This is a genomic window from Kitasatospora sp. NPDC023385, from assembly GCF_055664045.1.
Genome location: NZ_JBVOOL010000004.1, coordinates 266202 through 282551, shown reverse-complemented (window position 1 = coordinate 282551; position 16350 = coordinate 266202). Strand labels below are relative to the sequence as shown.

12 protein-coding genes are annotated in these 16350 nt (G+C 73.0%); 6 read left to right on the top strand and 6 right to left on the bottom strand.

The features are described 5' to 3' along the window. Positions 1–227: 227 nt before the first annotated feature. Entirely contained in the window at positions 228–1817 is a 1590-nt protein-coding gene (locus AC0B61_RS09150) for a TolB family protein (protein ID WP_471739972.1), read from the top strand. Positions 1818–2045: 228 nt separating this feature from the next. Here AC0B61_RS09150 and AC0B61_RS09145 read toward each other — a convergent pair whose 3' ends face one another. Both AC0B61_RS09145 and tdh read right to left on the bottom strand, forming a co-directional pair. Next, entirely contained in the window at positions 2046–3239 is a 1194-nt protein-coding gene (locus AC0B61_RS09145; RefSeq protein WP_471739971.1) for a glycine C-acetyltransferase, read from the bottom strand. A 30-nt stretch (positions 3240–3269) separates the two neighbouring features. Next, entirely contained in the window at positions 3270–4298 is a 1029-nt protein-coding gene (gene tdh, locus AC0B61_RS09140; RefSeq protein WP_471739970.1) for an L-threonine 3-dehydrogenase, read from the bottom strand. A gap of 528 nt (positions 4299–4826) precedes the next feature. Between tdh and AC0B61_RS09135 the strand changes: the two genes are divergently transcribed. Beyond that, a complete protein-coding gene (locus tag AC0B61_RS09135) occupies positions 4827–6275 on the top strand; it encodes a serine hydrolase domain-containing protein (protein ID WP_471739969.1) in 1449 nt (482 codons plus the stop codon). 65 nt (positions 6276–6340) lie between these two features. Here AC0B61_RS09135 and AC0B61_RS09130 read toward each other — a convergent pair whose 3' ends face one another. After that, a complete protein-coding gene (locus AC0B61_RS09130; RefSeq protein ID WP_471739968.1) occupies positions 6341–7402 on the bottom strand; it encodes an ATP-dependent DNA ligase in 1062 nt (353 codons plus the stop codon). Between the two features lie 140 nt (positions 7403–7542). Between AC0B61_RS09130 and ligD the strand changes: the two genes are divergently transcribed. Next, the gene (ligD, locus tag AC0B61_RS09125) at positions 7543–8550 is read left to right on the top strand and encodes a non-homologous end-joining DNA ligase (protein WP_471739967.1); all 1008 of its coding nucleotides are present in this window, start codon (positions 7543–7545) and stop codon (positions 8548–8550) included. Between the two features lie 100 nt (positions 8551–8650). After that, entirely contained in the window at positions 8651–9301 is a 651-nt protein-coding gene (locus AC0B61_RS09120) for a GNAT family N-acetyltransferase (protein ID WP_471739966.1), read from the top strand. A gap of 24 nt (positions 9302–9325) precedes the next feature. On the opposite strand, the gene AC0B61_RS09115 is transcribed toward AC0B61_RS09120, so the two are convergent. Together AC0B61_RS09115 and AC0B61_RS09110 are read right to left on the bottom strand one after the other, a co-directional pair. Next, on the bottom strand, positions 9326–9862 hold the full coding sequence (locus AC0B61_RS09115) for an RICIN domain-containing protein (RefSeq protein ID WP_471739965.1): 537 nt from the start codon (positions 9860–9862) through the stop codon (positions 9326–9328). Between the two features lie 120 nt (positions 9863–9982). Further along, a complete protein-coding gene (locus AC0B61_RS09110) occupies positions 9983–11203 on the bottom strand; it encodes an 8-amino-7-oxononanoate synthase (protein ID WP_471739964.1) in 1221 nt (406 codons plus the stop codon). A 171-nt stretch (positions 11204–11374) separates the two neighbouring features. Between AC0B61_RS09110 and AC0B61_RS09105 the strand changes: the two genes are divergently transcribed. Next, positions 11375–13867 carry a DEAD/DEAH box helicase gene (locus tag AC0B61_RS09105; RefSeq protein WP_471740108.1) on the top strand — a complete coding sequence of 831 codons (2493 nt, stop codon included), beginning with the start codon at positions 11375–11377 and terminating at the stop codon, positions 13865–13867. An 80-nt stretch (positions 13868–13947) separates the two neighbouring features. On the opposite strand, the gene AC0B61_RS09100 is transcribed toward AC0B61_RS09105, so the two are convergent. Then, positions 13948–14802 carry a hypothetical protein gene (locus tag AC0B61_RS09100; RefSeq protein WP_471739963.1) on the bottom strand — a complete coding sequence of 285 codons (855 nt, stop codon included), beginning with the start codon at positions 14800–14802 and terminating at the stop codon, positions 13948–13950. A 282-nt stretch (positions 14803–15084) separates the two neighbouring features. On the opposite strand from AC0B61_RS09100, the gene bioB reads away from it, so the two are divergent. After that, positions 15085–16323 (top strand): biotin synthase BioB, encoded by a 1239-nt coding sequence (gene bioB / locus AC0B61_RS09095; RefSeq protein WP_471739962.1) that lies wholly within the window; start codon positions 15085–15087, stop codon positions 16321–16323. Positions 16324–16350 lie beyond the last annotated feature (27 nt).

The following is a 16350-nucleotide window of genomic DNA, read 5'->3' as shown; positions in this document are numbered from 1 at the left end:
GACCAATTCTGCCAGCGCGGCGGAGCGAACCGGGCCGGCCGGGGTGCTGGGCCGGCCGGCGGCGGACCGGCCGGGACCGGACTCCCGGCCGGCGGTACCACCCGTGGCGTATTTCCGGACGAGATCGCTTCCCTTCGTTGACCGCCCGGCCGTACGGAGCTTGGCTCGTGCCCAACCGGGCCGCGGGGGCCGAGGGGCCCGGCACCGTGATCTGGGGAGGATCATCGATGACACCCAGCACCCGTACCGCCCGCAGCCGGTGGCTCGCGGGCGGCGGCAGCATCCTGGCGGCCGCCGCCGTGCTCGCCGCCGCAGCGGCGCCCGCCCAGGCCGCACCGGTCCTGCGCGGCACCACGCAGGTCAGCGTCGGCCTGAACGGCGCCGTGCCGGACAACCAGTCGTGGAGCCGGGGGATCAGCGCGGACGGCCGCTACGCCCTGTTCACCTCGTGGGCCGGCAACCTGGTGTCCCAGCCCGCGAAGAGCGGCCGCGACGCCTACGTCCGGGACCTGTGGACCGGCCGCACCGAGCGGGTCGACCTGAGCGCCGGCGGCGAGGCGCTGGACGGCTTCACCGACTACGCGGCGATCAACGCCGACGGCCGCTACGTCGCCTTCGACAGCGACGCCCCGAACGTGGTACCCGGCATGCAGGTCCAGGGCCGGGACGACGTGTACCTCCGCGACCGCCGCACCGGCCGCACCGAGCTCATCAGCGGCGGGCTCACCGGCACGGACACCGACCGGTTCCACGCCTCGTACGCCCCCTCGATCAGCGCCGACGGCCGCTACGTGGCGTTCGTGTCCAGCCGCACCGACCTCGTCCCGGGCCTCCAGGGCGGCGACCCGTCGCTCGCCAGGCCCTACACCTGGGACTACAACATCTACGTCACCGACCGCCGGAGCGGGACGACCCGCCTGGTGTCCCTCGGCGTCGACGGCAAGCCGGGCGACGGCATGTCCCTCAACCCGACGATCAGCGCGGACGGCCGCACCATCGGCTTCACCTCCTTCGCCGGCAACCTGCTGCCGGCCGACCAGGCCCCCGCCCTCGCCGCCCCGGCCGCCGAGGCCGCCCCCGCCGACGTCGAACAGGCCCCCGGCGCCGCCCCGGCCCTGCCCCGCAGCGCCCGGCCGAACCTGGCGCAGCTCGACCTGGCCCGGCCGAACCTGGCCCGGCCGACGACCGGCGCCTACTACACGTACGACGTCGAGTCCGGCCGCATCTCCGCCGCGAGCCTCGACCTCGACGGCAAGCTCGGCTACGCGAGCTTCGACGCGACGATCAGCCCGGACGGGCGGCGCGCGGTCTACGCCCTGCCCGAGCCCGGCGGGTCGACCGGCGGCCACCGGTACCACACCGTGCTGTACGTCCGGGACCTGCGGAAGGGCACCGTGACGAGGGTCAGCGGCGGCCTGCCCGGCACCACTTCGGTCGGCTCCTCGGGCCACGGCCGGATCACCGCCGACAACCGCTGGCTCTACTTCTCCTCCGCCGCCGACAACCTGGTGGCCGGCCCGCAGCACCCGGGCTGGGAGGTCTACCGCCAGGACCTGCGCACCGGCCGCACCGAGCGGGTCTCCACCGCGCCGGACGGCTCGCTCGGCAACGGCTCCTCGGTCGACCCCTTCGTGGACGCCCACGGCCGCACGGTGGTGTTCGGCTCGACCAGCGGCAACCTGACCGCCGGCACGGGCGGCCCGGCGAGCGACGGCTACCAGGTCTTCGCCAAGCCCACCGGTCACCGCGACGGCGACGACCAGGGCAGCGACGATCAGGGAGACGGCGACCAGGGCCAAGGCCAGGACGACGACTGATCCGATCCCGGGGGCACCCGCGAAACCGCGAACGGGGGCGGGGCGCCGGCCGGGCCGGCGTCCCGCCCCCGCGGCGGGAGGGTGCGGCAGGTGGTTGGTGGCCGTGCGGCGCGGGCGCGTCGATGCGCGCCTTCGCCGCACGGCGGTCGTGAGCCCGTGGGCCGGTCCGGTTCCGAGCGGTCCGGCCCACGGGCGGTCTGTGCGGGCCCCTGCCGGGCCCGACGGGGGCTACTCCCCCAGTGCGGCGCGCGCGTCCACGAAGGCCGCGACGGCGCGCTCGACATCCTCGGTGGAGTGCGCCGCGGACAGCTGCACCCGGATCCGGGCCTGTCCGTGCGGGACCACCGGGTAGGAGAAGCCGATCACGTACACGCCGCGCTCCAGGAGGAGTTCGGCGAGCCGGCCGGCCTTGGCCGCGTCGCCGATCATGACCGGGGCGATCGCGTGGTCGCCGGGCAGGATCTCGAACCCGGCCTCGGTCATCCGGCTGCGGAACAGCGCGGTGTTGGCCGCCAGCCGCTCGCGCAGCTCGTTGGACCGCTCGACCAGGTCGAGCACCTTCAGCGAGGCGGCCGCGATCACCGGGGCCAGCGAGTTGGAGAACAGGTACGGGCGGGAGCGCTGGCGCAGCAGGGCGACGATCTCCCGGCGGGCGGCGACGTAGCCGCCGGACGCGCCGCCGAGGGCCTTGCCCAGGGTGCCGGTGATGATGTCCACCCGGTCCATCACGCCGTGCAGCTCGGGCGTGCCGCGGCCGTTCGCGCCGACGAAGCCGACGGCGTGCGAGTCGTCCACCATGACCATGGCGTCGTAGCGCTCGGCCAGGTCGCAGATCTCCCGCAGCGGGGCGACGTAGCCGTCCATGGAGAAGACGCCGTCGGTGACGATCAGGCGGCGGCGGGCGTCCTGGGCGTCCTGGAGCTGCTTCTCCAGATCGGCCATGTCGCGGTTGGCGTAGCGGTGGCGGCGGGCCTTGCAGAGCCGGATGCCGTCGATGATGCTGGCGTGGTTGAGCGCGTCGGAGATGACGGCGTCGCGGTCGTCCAGCAGGGTCTCGAACACTCCGCCGTTGGCGTCGAAGCAGGAGGAGTAGAGGATCGTGTCCTCCTGGCCGAGGAAGGCCGAGAGGCGGTCCTCCAGCTCCTTGTGCACGTCCTGGGTACCGCAGATGAAGCGCACCGAGGCCATGCCGTAGCCCCAGCGGTCGAGGGCGTCCTTGGCGGCGGACAGCACCTCGGGGTGGTCGGCCAGGCCGAGGTAGTTGTTGGCGCAGAAGTTCAGCACCTCGCCGGGCTTGCCGCCGCCGGTGACGGTGACCGCGGCGCTCTGCGGGGATCCGATCACCCGCTCGGGCTTGAACAGGCCGGCCTCACGGATCTCGTCGAGGGTGGCGGCGAGGTCGGCGCGCACGTTGTCGAACACGACAGGCTCCTTCTGTGTCGGCGGGGTGGCTCAGGCGGTCCAGTCGAGGATGATCTTGCCGCAGTTGCCGCTCGCGGCGTCGTCGAAGGCGGCCTCGAAGTCGGCGGCGGGGTAGCGGCCGGTGATCACCGGGCTGAGGTCCAGGCCGCCCTCCAGCAGCACGGACATCGCGTACCAGGTCTCGAACATCTCGCGGCCGTAGATGCCCTTGATGGTGATCATCGAGGTGACGACCGAGGCCCAGTCCACCGGGAACTGCTCGGCGGGCAGGCCGAGCATGGCGATCTTCCCGCCGTGGGTCATGTTGGCGATCATCGACTGCATCGCCTCGGGCCGGCCGGACATCTCCAGGCCGACGTCGAAGCCCTCACGCAGGCCCAGCTTCTGCTGGCCCTCCTCGATGGTGTGCTCGGCGACGTTGAGCGCCAGCGTCACCCCGACCTCGCGGGCCAGGTCGAGTCGGTACGGGGACACGTCGGTGATCATCACGTTGCGGGCGCCGGCGTGCTTGGCGACGGCGGCGGCCATGATGCCGATCGGGCCGGCGCCGGTGACCAGCACGTCCTCGCCGACCAGCGGGAAGGACAGCGCGGTGTGCACGGCGTTGCCGAAGGGGTCGAAGATCGCGGCGACGTCCAGGTCGACCGGAACCCGGTGCACCCAGACGTTGGAGGCGGGCAGCGCCACGTACTCGGCGAACGCGCCGTCCCGGTTGACGCCCAGGCCGACGGTGTTGCGGCACAGGTGGCGGCGGCCGGCCAGGCAGTTGCGGCACTTGCCGCAGACCAGGTGGCCCTCGCCGCTGACCAGGTCGCCGATCGCGATGTCCGTGACGCCGGCGCCGAGTTCGGCGACCTCGCCGACGAACTCGTGGCCGAGGACGAGCGGGGTCCTGATGGTCTGCTGCGCCCAGCCGTCCCACTTGCGGATGTGCAGGTCGGTGCCGCAGATGCCGGTCCGCAGGACCTTGATCAGCACCTCGCCGGGGCCGATCTCGGGCTTCGGGACGTCGATCATCCAGAGGCCGGGCTCGGCCTTCTGCTTGACGAGTGCCTTCACGGGCGACGGCTCCTGACGTGCGGGTGGGACGGCCTTCGAGGGTCGGGCAGGCCGCGGGGCCCGGATCGGCCGCACCTGACGGGCACACTCCGGGCAGGCAGCAATCTGCCTGGTGAGAGGGGGTGCGGTCCATCGAGGAATTCTTAAGGGTGGCCACAGCTGGGCTAAACGATCGTGCCCGAGCAGCGGCCGGCGGCGGGCGCGGCGTGCCGGGGCTCACCCGTCCGGCCGAGCGCGGGGCCGCTGCCCCGACACCAACCGACGGACCTGCCGGGGTACTTGACAGCGGTAGACCGCGGTTGACAGTGCCTGACGGGGCTTGACGGCGGCTGACGGTACCTGCTGCCGCCAGCCGGGTGGGGCACTCGGCTGACAGCGGGCCCGTTCGGATCAGCCGCGAGCCGATCCGCGCGCGGCCGGGCGGCCCCGGTGCTTACGGTGGCGACGCTCCCCCCACGGCCCCGTGGAGCAGTGCTCCGGGGCCCTTCGCCACGGGGCCGTCCGCCCCAGAGAGGCGCTCTCGACACCATGACCAAGACCCGACGGCCGCGCCCGGCCGCCCCCCGCCCGACGGCCCCCCGCTCGGCCGGTCGCGCGACCGCCGCCGCCCTGGCCCTGACCGGCCTGCTCGCCACCGCGGGCTGCTCCGGCGACTCCACGCCCGCGCAGCAGTCCGGCGGCGCGGGCGTCAACGCCGAACCGGCCGCGCTCAGCCCGTCCGCCACCGCCTCGGCGAGCGGCTCCTCGGGCGCGGTGGTGCCGCTGACCCCCGACGTCACCTCCCGGCTGGACGCCGCGATCCAACGGGTGATGAGCCAGGCCTCCGTGCCCGGCATCTCGGTCGGGCTCATCACGCCCAGCGGCACCTACCAGAAGTCCTTCGGCGTCGCCGACAAGAGCTCCGGGGCGTCGATGGACCCGGGGCTGTACTCGCGGATCGGCAGCGAGACCAAGACCTTCACCGCGACCGCCGTGCTGCGGCTGGTGGACCAGGGCAAGGTCGGCCTGGACGACCCGATCTCCAAGTACGTGGACGGAGTCCCCGGCGGCGACGGGATCACCGTCCGCCAGCTCGGCGAGATGCGCAGCGGCCTGTTCCCGTACAGCTCCGACCCGGACTTCGTGAACACGCTGATCGGCGACCCCAACCACGTCTTCACCCCGGACCAGCTGCTCGCCTACGGCTACAAGCACCCCGCCGTGTCCCCGCCCGGCATGCAGTTCCAGTACAACAACAGCAACTACATCATCCTGGGCAAGCTGATCGAGAAGGTCGGCGGGCAGACCGCCGGAGAGGTCCTCAAGGACCAGGTGTTCACGCCCGCCTCGCTCGGCAAGACGAGCTTCCCCGTCGACGCGGCCATCCCCGACCCGCACGCGCACGGCTACACCAACCAGACGCCCGACGGCTCCGTCGTCGACGCCACCAGCTGGAACCCGTCCTGGGCGTGGACGGCCGGGGCCGTCATCACCACCCTCGCCGACCTGGAGAGCTGGGCCAAGACCGTGGCCACCGGCACCCTGCTGAAGCCGGCCACCCAGGCCGAACGGCTGAAGACCCTGCCGACCGGGGATCCCGGCGTCACCTACGGCTTCGGGCTGTTCAACAACAACGGGTGGATCGGGCACAACGGCTCGATGCCGGGCTACGAGAGCGTGGTGGTGTACATGCCGGACGCCCAGAGCACGCTGACGATGCTCCTCAACACCGATGCGCTGTACCAGGGTTCGGAGCCGTCCTCGCTGTTCGCGAACGAGATCACCAAGATCGTCTCGCCGAAGAACGTCTACTCGATCCCGCCGGCGACGGCCGCGCCGTCGGCCCCGGGCTCGGGCTCGGCTTCGGGTTCGGCGTCCGGCTCGGCTTCGGGCTCGGCTTCTGGGTCCGCCTCCGGATCCGCCTCCGCGGGCAACTCGCCGTCCGGCAACTCCTCGTCCGTGCCGGCCGGCAACTCGCCGTCCACCGTGCGGGCTTGACGTCCGCCCCCGCAAACACCCAGGGGCCCGACCCGGTTCGCCGGGTCGGGCCCCTGGGTGTTGCGTCAGATGCCCAGCACGCGCTGCAGATCGTACGAGACCGGCTCCTCCAACTGCTCGTAGGTGCAGCTCTCCGGTGTGCGGTCCGGCCGCCAGCGGCGGAACTGCGCGGTGTGCCGGAAGCGGGTGCCCTCCATGTGGTCGTAGGCGACCTCGACCACCCGCTCGGGGCGCAGCGCGATCCACGACAGGTCCTTGCCGCCGGTCCAGCGGCTGACCGCGCCGGGCAGCCGGCCCTCGGCGTGCGCGGCCTCGTCCGCCCAGGCGCCCCACGGGTGCCGGGACAGGTCGGCCAACCGCAGCGGCGCCAGCTCCTCGGCCAGTTCACGGCGACGGGCCATCGAGAACGCCGCGCAGACGCCGACGTGCTGCAGCCTCCCCGCCGCGTCGTTGATGCCGAGCAGCAGCGAGCCGACCACCGGGCCGCTCTTGTGCTCGCGGTAGCCGGCCACCACGCAGTCGGCGGTGCGCTCGTGCTTGATCTTGCACATGGTCCGCTCCCCCGGCCGGTACGGCTGGTCCAGCGGCTTGGCCACCACACCGTCCAGCCCGGCGCCCTCGTACTCGGCGAACCAGGTGTGCGCCACATCGAGATCGGTGGAGGCGGGAGCGGTGAACACCGGATCGACGGCGCCCGCCAGGGCGGCCTCCAGCGCCGGGCGGCGCACCGACAGCGGCTCGTCCACCAGGCTGTCGTCACCCAGGGCGAGCAGGTCGAAGGCCACGAAGGAGGCCGGGGTCCGCTCGGCCAGCAGCCTCACCCGGCTCGCGGCCGGATGGATCCGCTCGAGCAGCTCCTCGAAGCGCAGCCGGCCGTCCCGGGCGATCACCACCTCGCCGTCCAGCACGCAACGCGGCGGCAAATTGCGCCGCAATGCCTCGACCAGCTCGGGGAAGTACCTGGTCAGCGGCTTGCCGGTCCGGCTGCCGAGCTCGATCTCGTCCCCATCGCGGAACACGATGGAACGGAAGCCGTCCCACTTCGCCTCGTACTGCATCCCGGGCGGGATCTTGGCCACCGACTTGGCGAGCATCGGCGCCACCGGCGGCATCACGGGCAGGTCCATGCGTCCGATCCTCGCCCGGTTCGCCCCCGGCCGCGCGCGGGGCGCAGGGCTCGCGGGGCTCGGGGCGCGGGGCGCGGGTCAAGGCGCGGGGCGCACGGCTCGGGGCGCGGCCGGAGCCCGGCGCGTCTAGCGTGAAGGGCATGGGCTCAGCCGTCGAACTCGAAGTCGCCGGGCGCACCGTCCGGCTGTCGAACCCGGACAAGGTGTACTACCCCGAACGCGGCTTCACCAAGCTGGACGTCGCGCAGTACTACCTGGCCGTCGCCGACGGGGTGCTGCGCGGCCTGCGCGACCGCCCGACCACCCTCCAACGCTTCCCGGACGGCGTCGACGGCGAGTTCTTCTACCAGAAGCGCGCCCCCAAAGGCCTGCCGGACTGGCTGCCCACCGCCCGGATCAACTTCCCCAGCGGCCGCTCCGCCGACGAGATCTGCCCCACCGAACCCGCCGCCGTCCTGTGGGCCGCCAACCTGGGCTGCCTCACCTTCCACCCCTGGCCGGTCCGCCGCTCCGACACCGACCACGTCGACGAACTGCGCATCGACCTCGACCCGCAGCCCGGCACCGACTTCCACGACGCCGTCCGTGCCGCCCACGAGCTACGCGCCCTCCTCGAGGAGCACGGCCTGCGCGGCTGGCCCAAGTCCTCCGGCGGACGCGGACTGCACGTGTACGTGCCGCTGGTGCCCGAATGGACCTTCACCGACGGGCGGCACGCGGTGATCGCCCTCGGCCGGGTCCTGGAACAGCGGATGCCCGGACAGGTCACCACCGCCTGGTGGAAGGAGGAACGCGGCGAGCGGATCTTCGTCGACTACAACCAGATGGCCCGAGACCGCACCATCGCCTCCGCCTACTCCCTGCGCGCCCGCCCCCGCGCCACCGCCTCCGCCCCGCTGCGCTGGGACGAACTCGACGACGTCACCCCGGAGAACTTCGACCTGCGCACCGTCCCCGCCCGCTTCGCCGAACTCGGCGACCCGAACGCGGAGATGGACGGCCAGGCGTTCCGCCTGGAAGGCCTGCTCGAACTCTACGAGAAGCAGCTCCACGACGAAGGCCTCGGCGAACTCCCCTACCCGCCCGACCACCCCAAGGCGGCCGGCGAACCCACCCGGGTCCAGCCGAGCCGGGCCCGCAGGAAGTGACGTGACCCGGTAGCGGCGTAGGCTGACGGCCGTCGACAGGCGGGGGCCCGGAACAGGGGCTCGGGTGGGGGCCCGAACAGGGCCCCGGATGGGGGCTCGCATGGGCGCGCGGGGGCTGGCGGAGATCCTGGCGGACGCGGCGGGCGGGATCTTCCCTCCGCCGGACGGGTCGGTGACGGTGGTGCCGCAGCCGTCGCCGCGCGACGCCGGGGTGGTGTCCTTCTCCGCGCACGCGCTCGTCTTCACCGACGAGGATCCGGCCTGGGTGCACGAGACGCTCGCCGCCGACCCCGGCGACCCGCTGTCCGCGCCGCTCTGCCCGCCCTTCCTGACCGCCCTCGCACACCGCACCGGGCGGGTGGTCAACAACATCGACCTGCTGTCGGTCGCCGACCGCCTCCCGGGCGAGCCGCCGCTGGCGCTGGCCGAGGTCGAGGACCGCGAACACCCGCGGGTGGTGCGGGCCCTGCGCCACCGCGAGGACGTCCGGGTGTTCACGGCGGACGGCGGAGTGCTGATCCTCGGCCGGGGCGTGGCCGGCCGCTGGGAGTGCGCCGTCGAAGTCCACCCGCACGCCCAGGGCCGCGGCCTCGGCCGCGCCCTAGCCACCGCCGCCCGCCACCTGCTGCCGGCGGGCGCCGCCGTCTGGGCCCAACAGGCCCCCGGCAACGCCCCGAGCGTCCGCGCCTTCCAGGCGGCGGGCTACCGCCCGGCCGGCGCGGAGGCGCTACTGGTGGCGGGGCGGCCGTAGGACACGGCGGGGCAGGCCTCTCGATCAGGGCTCGATGGCCTGCCACCGCTGGTTGTCCCCGCCGTGGAATTCCCACTGGTCCGCGGCGGCCCCGTTGTCGGTGCTCCAGCCGCCGATCTCCAGCGCCTTCAGGCCGTTGTTGTTGGAGATCTTCCATCCCTCGGTCGGGCTGTTGCGGCTCCAGCTCCACTTCTGGTTGTCACCGCGGGTGCAGTCCCACTGGCGGGCGGGTGCCCCGTTGTCCCGCCGCCAGTCGGCGATCTCCAGGCACTTGCCGCTGTACACGTTGACGAACGCGCCCGGAATCCCGGAGACGAAGTTCCACACCTGGCTGGCCCCGCCGTGGCACTCCCACTGCCGGACCGGAGCACCGTTGTCGGTACTCCAGTCCGCGACCTCGAGACACTTGCCGCTGTGCACGTTCCGCAGTATCGCCACCTTCGGCGGGATACCGTTCGGAAAACCGGGCGGGAAGGAGTCCGCGCTCGCGGACGGGGCGGCGACGGCCACCAGCAGCGCGGCACCGAGTGCCGGAACCAGCGTGCGGCGTACGGGGTTCATCAGAGCGTTCTCCCATCGGCGGGTCCGAAAAGCCTCCATCCGAGGCCCGAACCGGCTGGCGGTGCCACGCGTCATCGGCGCGCCAACGGCCTTCGGTCTCCCCCCGAACGATCACGCACCCTAGCGTCCGGTAGCCGTACGATCCACCGGAATAAACCCGGCCGGGGCCAGCTCCGCGATGAGGCGGACGGCGTCGGCGATCTGACTGTCCGTCAGGTCGGCCCGGGCCGTCAGTCGCAGGCGGGAGATGCCGTCCGGGACGGAGGGCGGGCGGAAGCAGCCGACGGCGAGGCCTGCGCGGCGGCAGGCGGCGGCCCAGGCGACGGCCGCCTCCGGGCCGGGGGCGCGGACGGAGACCACCGCGGCTTCCGGTTCGCAGGCGTGGAGACCGGCCGCGGTGAGCCGGCGGGCGAGGGTGCGGGCGACCTCGCGGGCGCGGTCGGCGCGGGCGGGTTCGGCGCGGAGGAGGCGCAGGGCGGCGAGGGCGGCGCCGGCGGCGGCCGGGGCGAGGCCGGTGTCGAAGATGAAGGTGCGGGCGGTCTCGGTGAGGTGGCGGATCACCCGGCGCGGGCCGAGGACGGCGCCGCCCTGGGAGCCGAGCGACTTGGAGAGGGTGGCGGTGGCGACGGTGTCGGGCTGCCCGGCGAGTCCGGCTGCCGCGAGGGCGCCGGTGCCGCCGGGGCCGAGGACGCCCAGCCCGTGCGCGTCGTCGACCAGCAGGGCGGCGCCGTGGGCGCGGGCGGCCCGGGACAGGGCGGGCAGCGGGGCGGCGTCGCCGTCGACCGAGAACACCGAGTCGGTGACCACGAGCGCCCGCCGCTGGGCCCGCCCGGCGAGTACTTCGGCGACCGCCGCCGGGTCGCTGTGGGGGGTGCGGTGGACGTCGGAGCGGGAGAGCCGGCAGCCGTCGATCAGTGAGGCGTGGTTGTAGGCGTCGGACACGATCAGGGTGTCCGGGTCGGTGAGTGCGGTGAGTGCGGCGAGGTTGGCCGTGTATCCGGAGGAGAACACCAGCGCCGCCTCGACGCCGCAGAACTCGGCGAGTTCCTGTTCGAGCTCGGTGTGCAGTGCGGTCGTCCCGGTCACCAGCCGCGAACCCGTCGATCCGCCGCCCCAGCGCAGTGCGGCGGCCGCGGCCGCCTGTGTCACGACGGGATGCCTGGTCAGCCCCAGGTAGTCGTTCCCGGCGAGGTCCAGCACCGGGTCCGCGGCCGTCCGGCTGCGGAGCGTGCGCGTGAGCCCGGCCTCGGCGCGCAGTGCGGCGGCCTCGTCGAGCCAGTCGAAGACGTGCGCCGGTGCGTGTTCGGCGGTGTGCGGTTCGGAGGCGAGGGGCTGGCTCATGCCCGGCACTCTGGCATGCCGCCCGAAGCGGGATCAATGTGCCGCTCGGCACATGATCTGCGCAGCCGGCGGGCCGGTCACCGCAGGGCGGCCGCCTTGTCCGGTCGGCCGCGGGCTTTGCCCGGGGTGGCGGCGAGCAGGCAAGATAGCCGGGTGACCCTCCTTGAGCTGATGCCGAAGCCCGCCACCCCCGATGCGCTGTACGAGACGTTCGCAGCCTGGTCGGAGGAGCGGGGGATCACGCTGTACCCGGCGCAGGAGGAGGCGCTGATCGAGCTGGTGTCGGGGAACAACGTGATCCTGGCGACGCCGACCGGCTCGGGGAAGAGCCTGGTGGCGGCGGGGGCGCACTTCGCGGCGCTGGCGGCCGGGCAGCGGACGTTCTACACCGCCCCGATCAAGGCGCTGGTGTCGGAGAAGTTCTTCGACCTGGTGAAGATGTTCGGCACCGAGCAGGTCGGCATGATGACCGGCGACGCGAGCGTGAACCCGACGGCGCCGATCATCTGCTGCACCGCGGAGGTGCTGGCCCAGATCGCGCTGCGGGACGGCACGCGGGCGGACATCGGCCAGGTGGTGATGGACGAGTTCCACTTCTACGCGGAGCCGGACCGCGGCTGGGCCTGGCAGATCCCGCTGCTGGAGCTGCCGCAGGTGCAGTTCCTGCTGATGTCCGCGACGCTCGGCGACATGCGCCGCTTCGAGGAGGACCTGACCCGCCGGACGGGCCGTCCGACCACGGTGGTCCGCAACGCGACCCGCCCGGTGCCGCTCTTCTACGAGTACCGCCGCACCACGATGCACGACACCCTGGAGGAGCTGCTGCAGACCGGTCAGGCACCGGTCTACGTCGTGCACTTCACCCAGAAGGAGGCGGTGGAGCGGGCGCAGTCGCTGATGAGCATCAACATGTGCTCGAAGGCGGAGAAGGAGGCCATCGCCGACCTGATCGGCAACTTCCGCTTCACCACCAAGTTCGGCCGCAACCTGTCCCGTTACGTGCGCCACGGCATCGGCGTGCACCACGCGGGCATGCTGCCGAAGTACCGCCGGCTGGTCGAACGCCTCGCGCAGGCGGGCCTGTTGAAGGTGATCTGCGGGACGGACACGCTCGGCGTCGGTGTCAATGTGCCGATCCGCACGGTGCTGTTCACGGCGCTGTCCAAGTACGACGGCAACCGGGTGCGGATCCTGCGCGCCCGGGAGTTCCACCAGATCGCCGGCCGGGCCGGGCGGGCCGGTTTCGACACCGTGGGCCAGGTGGTGGCCCAGGCGCCGGAGCACGTGATCGAGAACGACAAGGCGGTCGCGAAGGCCGGCGACGACCCGAAGAAGAAGCGCAAGGTGGTCCGCAAGAAGGCGCCCGAGGGCTTCGTCGGCTGGACCGAGGAGACCTTCGAGAAGCTGATCGCCGCCGACCCGGAGCCGCTGGTCTCCCGGTTCAAGGTGAGCCACGCGATGCTGCTGTCGGTGATCAGCCGCCCGGGCAACGCCTTCGAGGCGATGCGCAAGCTGCTGACCGACAACCACGAGGACAAGGCCGCGCAGCGCCGGCACATCCGCACCGCGATCGCCATCTACCGTTCGCTGCTGGAGGGCGGCGTGGTGGAGCGGCTGCCGGAGCCCGACAGCGAGGGCCGGATCGTCCGGCTGACGCTGGACCTGCAGGAGAACTTCGCGCTCAACCAGCCGCTGTCCACCTTCGCACTGGCCTCCTTCGAACTCCTCGACCCGACCTCGCCCTCCTACGCGCTGGACGTGATCTCCATCGTCGAGGCGACGCTCGACGACCCGCGCCAGATCCTCGCCGCGCAGCAGAACAAGGCGCGCGGCGAGGCCATCGGCGAGATGAAGCGGGACGGCATCGAGTACGAGGAGCGGATGGAGCGGCTCCAGGAGATCACCTACCCGAAGCCGCTGGAGGAACTGCTCACCCACGCCTACGAGGTGTACCAGCGGGCCCACCCGTGGATCGGCGACCACCGGCTGCAGCCGAAGTCGGTGGTCCGCGACCTGTACGAGCGGGCGATGACCTTCTCGGACTACGTCGGCCACTACGAGCTGGCGCGCACCGAGGGCATCGTGCTGCGCTACCTGGCGGGCGCCTTCAAGGCGCTGGAGCAGACCGTCCCCGAGGACGTCAAGACCGACGAACTGAAGGACGTCATCGCCTGGCTCGGCGAATTGGTCCGCCAGGTCGACTCCAGCCTCCTGGACGAGTGGGAGCAACTGGCCAACCCGACCGGGCCCGCCACCCAGGAGGTCACGCTGGACGACCGGCCGGCGCCGGTCACCGCGAACGCGCGCGCGTTCCGGGTGCTGGTGCGCAACGAGCTGTTCCGCCGGCTCGAACTGTGCGCGCTGGAGCACTACGACGAGCTCGGCGAGCTGGACGGCGAGTACGGCTGGGACGCGGACCGCTGGGCGGACGCCATGGACGGGTACTGGGAGGAGTACGACGACCTCGGCACCGGCCCGAACGCGCGCGGCCCGAAGATGCTCATCATCGAGGAGGAGGACTCCTCCTGGCGGGTCCGGCAGATCTTCGACGACCCGGCGGGCGACCACGACTGGGGCATCAGCGCCGAGGTGGACCTGTACGGCTCGGACGAGGAGGGCCGGGCAGTGCTGCGGGTGACCGCGGTGGACCGGCTCGGCGGCTGACCGACCGTCGACCGCGGGAGGCGGCCGGGGCCCGGGGTTTCCGGGCCCCTTCGGCGTCGGTCACGTCCACCCGGCGTCGGTCACATCCACACGAACGGCAGTCCCGCCGCGTAGGAGAGCGCGCGGGTGGCCTCGTCCAGCATCTGCTCGGTGCTGGGCGCCGCGCCGGTGGGCGGCGGGTTCTGGGCGGCCGGTGCGCCGGGGGCGCTCGTGGTGGCGCCCGCCGGGCGGCCGTCGCCCGTCCGGGAGCCGGTGACCGTCACGTAGTGTCCGACCGCTTCGACCCGCGGGTCGCCGCCCGGCTTGCCGCCGCCGGACTGCGCGGGCGCGATGGTGGTGTCGGCGAGGATGAAAGCCACCGCGCCGGGCTTGGCCCGCAGGGCGTCGGCGGCCCTGGTGGCGGAGGCCTGGTCGGGGAAGCGCAGCAGGGTGACGCTGGAGAGGACCGGGCGGTCGACACCGGTGAAGCTGACGGTCAGGTAGGCCTGGCAGCCGGTGTCCTTCAGTAGTTCCTGTGCGCGGTCCTGCAGTACCTCGGCGCAGTTGTCGCCCTGCCGGACGCCGTTGCGCCGCGCCTTGTACCCGGCGGCCTCGACCGGCCGCTGGGCGGGGAAGAGGTTGTCGACGTTGAGGCCTTCGGGGTCGGTGCGCGGCGGCGGGGCGCCCACGACCGGCGGCGTCTTGGCGGCGTCGTTGCGGGACGGGCCGAGCCCGGGTATGTAGTCGCCGGGCGTCGGGCGGGTGATGACCCATCCGCCGCCCGCGACCACGCCGGCTATGACGAGCCATCCGGCCACGCGGCGGGCCGTCAGTCGTCCGCCCCGTCTGCGGCCGGTGCCCGCCGCAACGACGTCGGCGCCCCCTCCGGTCCGCTGCCCTGCCTGGTCTTCCTGGCCTTCTCCCGGAGTCGGGGTGCGCTCCCCCTGCGTGGTCATGGCGCAGATTCTAAGCACCCCGGGGGTGGCCTGGATCACGGGGTCGGGGGTTGTGGATCATCGTCCGCGCGGGGCCTGGCGGCGCGTCACGGCGGGGCGTCCGGCGCGGCCGCGGCGAACCGCCGACTACCTGTCGGTAACCGGCGTCCGGGTTCGCCGTCAAGCGCGTGACCAGCGACGGAGCCGTGACCTTCGACACTGTGGCAATCGGCACATCCTCACCCGGATCTTCTGGCGGGTTTGCTCTGGCGCCGTTCGAGCACCAGCAGGCAGGATCGCCCCATGGATCTGCTCGATACCCTCACGGCCAAGGGCCTGCGCGGCGAAGTCCCGACCCGCGAGGAGGCCCTGGCCGTCCTCGCCACCACCGACGACGAGCTGCTCGACGTGGTCGCCGCGGCCGGCAAGGTGCGCCGCCGCTGGTTCGGCCGCCGGGTCAAGCTCAACTACCTGGTGAACCTGAAGAGCGGGCTCTGCCCGGAGGACTGCTCGTACTGCTCGCAGCGGCTCGGGTCCAAGGCCGAGATCCTCAAGTACACCTGGCTCAAGCCGGACCAGGCCGCCGACGCCGCCCGCGCCGGCGTGGCCGGCGGCGCCAAGCGGGTCTGTCTGGTGGCCAGCGGCCGCGGCCCGACGGACCGCGACATCGACCGGGTCACCGACACCATGGCCGCCATCAAGGACGCCGACCCCGCGGTCGAGATCTGCGTCTGCCTCGGCCTGCTCTCCGACAACCAGGCGGAGCGCCTCAAGGCGGCCGGTGCCGACGCGTACAACCACAACCTCAACACCTCCGAGGGCACCTACGGGGCCATCACCAGCACCCACACCTATGCGGACCGGGTGGACACCGTGCAGAAGGCGCACGGCGCGGGCCTGTCCGCCTGCTCCGGCCTGATCGCGGGCATGGGCGAGAGCGACGAGGACCTGGTCGACGTGGTGTTCGCGCTGCGCGAGCTCGGCTCGGACTCCGTCCCGGTCAACTTCCTGATCCCCTTCGAGGGCACCCCGCTCGCCAAGGAGTGGAACCTCACCCCGCAGCGCTGCCTGCGCATCCTGGCGATGGTCCGCTTCGTCAACCCGGACACCGAGGTGCGGATCGCCGGCGGGCGTGAGGTGCACCTGCGCTCGATGCAGCCGCTCGGCCTGCACATCGCCAACTCGATCTTCCTCGGCGACTACCTGACCAGCGAGGGCCAGGCCGGGCAGACCGACCTCGACATGATCAAGGACGCCGGCTTCGAGGTCGAGGGCGCCGGCGAGGCCACCCTGCCGCGTCACCGCGCGGACGTCGCCGAGGCCGCCGCAGCCACCGGTGGCTGCGGCACCGCGACCTCCGCCTGCGGCAGCGGCGGCGGCTGCGGCTGCGGCCCTTGCGGCGGGCACGAGCACCCGCAGGACACGCCGGCCGAGGAGCCCGCGAAGGAGCCGGCGGAGGAGCCGGCGGAGGACGAGCTGCGCAGCGACCTCGTCAAGGTCCGCCGCCGCGGCGCCGGCACCGAACTCGCGCCCAACGCCTGACACCTCGGCCGCCTCGGCCCACCTCGG

Bases quoted from the DNA above. Each gene is read 5' to 3' on its own strand.
- AC0B61_RS09100 (WP_471739963.1), bottom strand. From the start codon at position 14,802: ATGACCACGCAGGGGGAGCGCACCCCGACTCCGGGAGAAGGCCAGGAA.
- ligD (WP_471739967.1), top strand. From the start codon at position 7,543: ATGGGCTCAGCCGTCGAACTCGAAGTCGCCGGGCGCACCGTCCGGCTG.
- AC0B61_RS09130 (WP_471739968.1), bottom strand. From the start codon at position 7,402: ATGGACCTGCCCGTGATGCCGCCGGTGGCGCCGATGCTCGCCAAGTCG.
- AC0B61_RS09120 (WP_471739966.1), top strand. From the start codon at position 8,651: ATGGGCGCGCGGGGGCTGGCGGAGATCCTGGCGGACGCGGCGGGCGGG.
- AC0B61_RS09110 (WP_471739964.1), bottom strand. From the start codon at position 11,203: ATGAGCCAGCCCCTCGCCTCCGAACCGCACACCGCCGAACACGCACCG.
- AC0B61_RS09105 (WP_471740108.1), top strand. From the start codon at position 11,375: ATGCCGAAGCCCGCCACCCCCGATGCGCTGTACGAGACGTTCGCAGCC.
- AC0B61_RS09135 (WP_471739969.1), top strand. From the start codon at position 4,827: ATGACCAAGACCCGACGGCCGCGCCCGGCCGCCCCCCGCCCGACGGCC.
- AC0B61_RS09115 (WP_471739965.1), bottom strand. From the start codon at position 9,862: ATGAACCCCGTACGCCGCACGCTGGTTCCGGCACTCGGTGCCGCGCTG.
- bioB (WP_471739962.1), top strand. From the start codon at position 15,085: ATGGATCTGCTCGATACCCTCACGGCCAAGGGCCTGCGCGGCGAAGTC.
- AC0B61_RS09150 (WP_471739972.1), top strand. From the start codon at position 228: ATGACACCCAGCACCCGTACCGCCCGCAGCCGGTGGCTCGCGGGCGGC.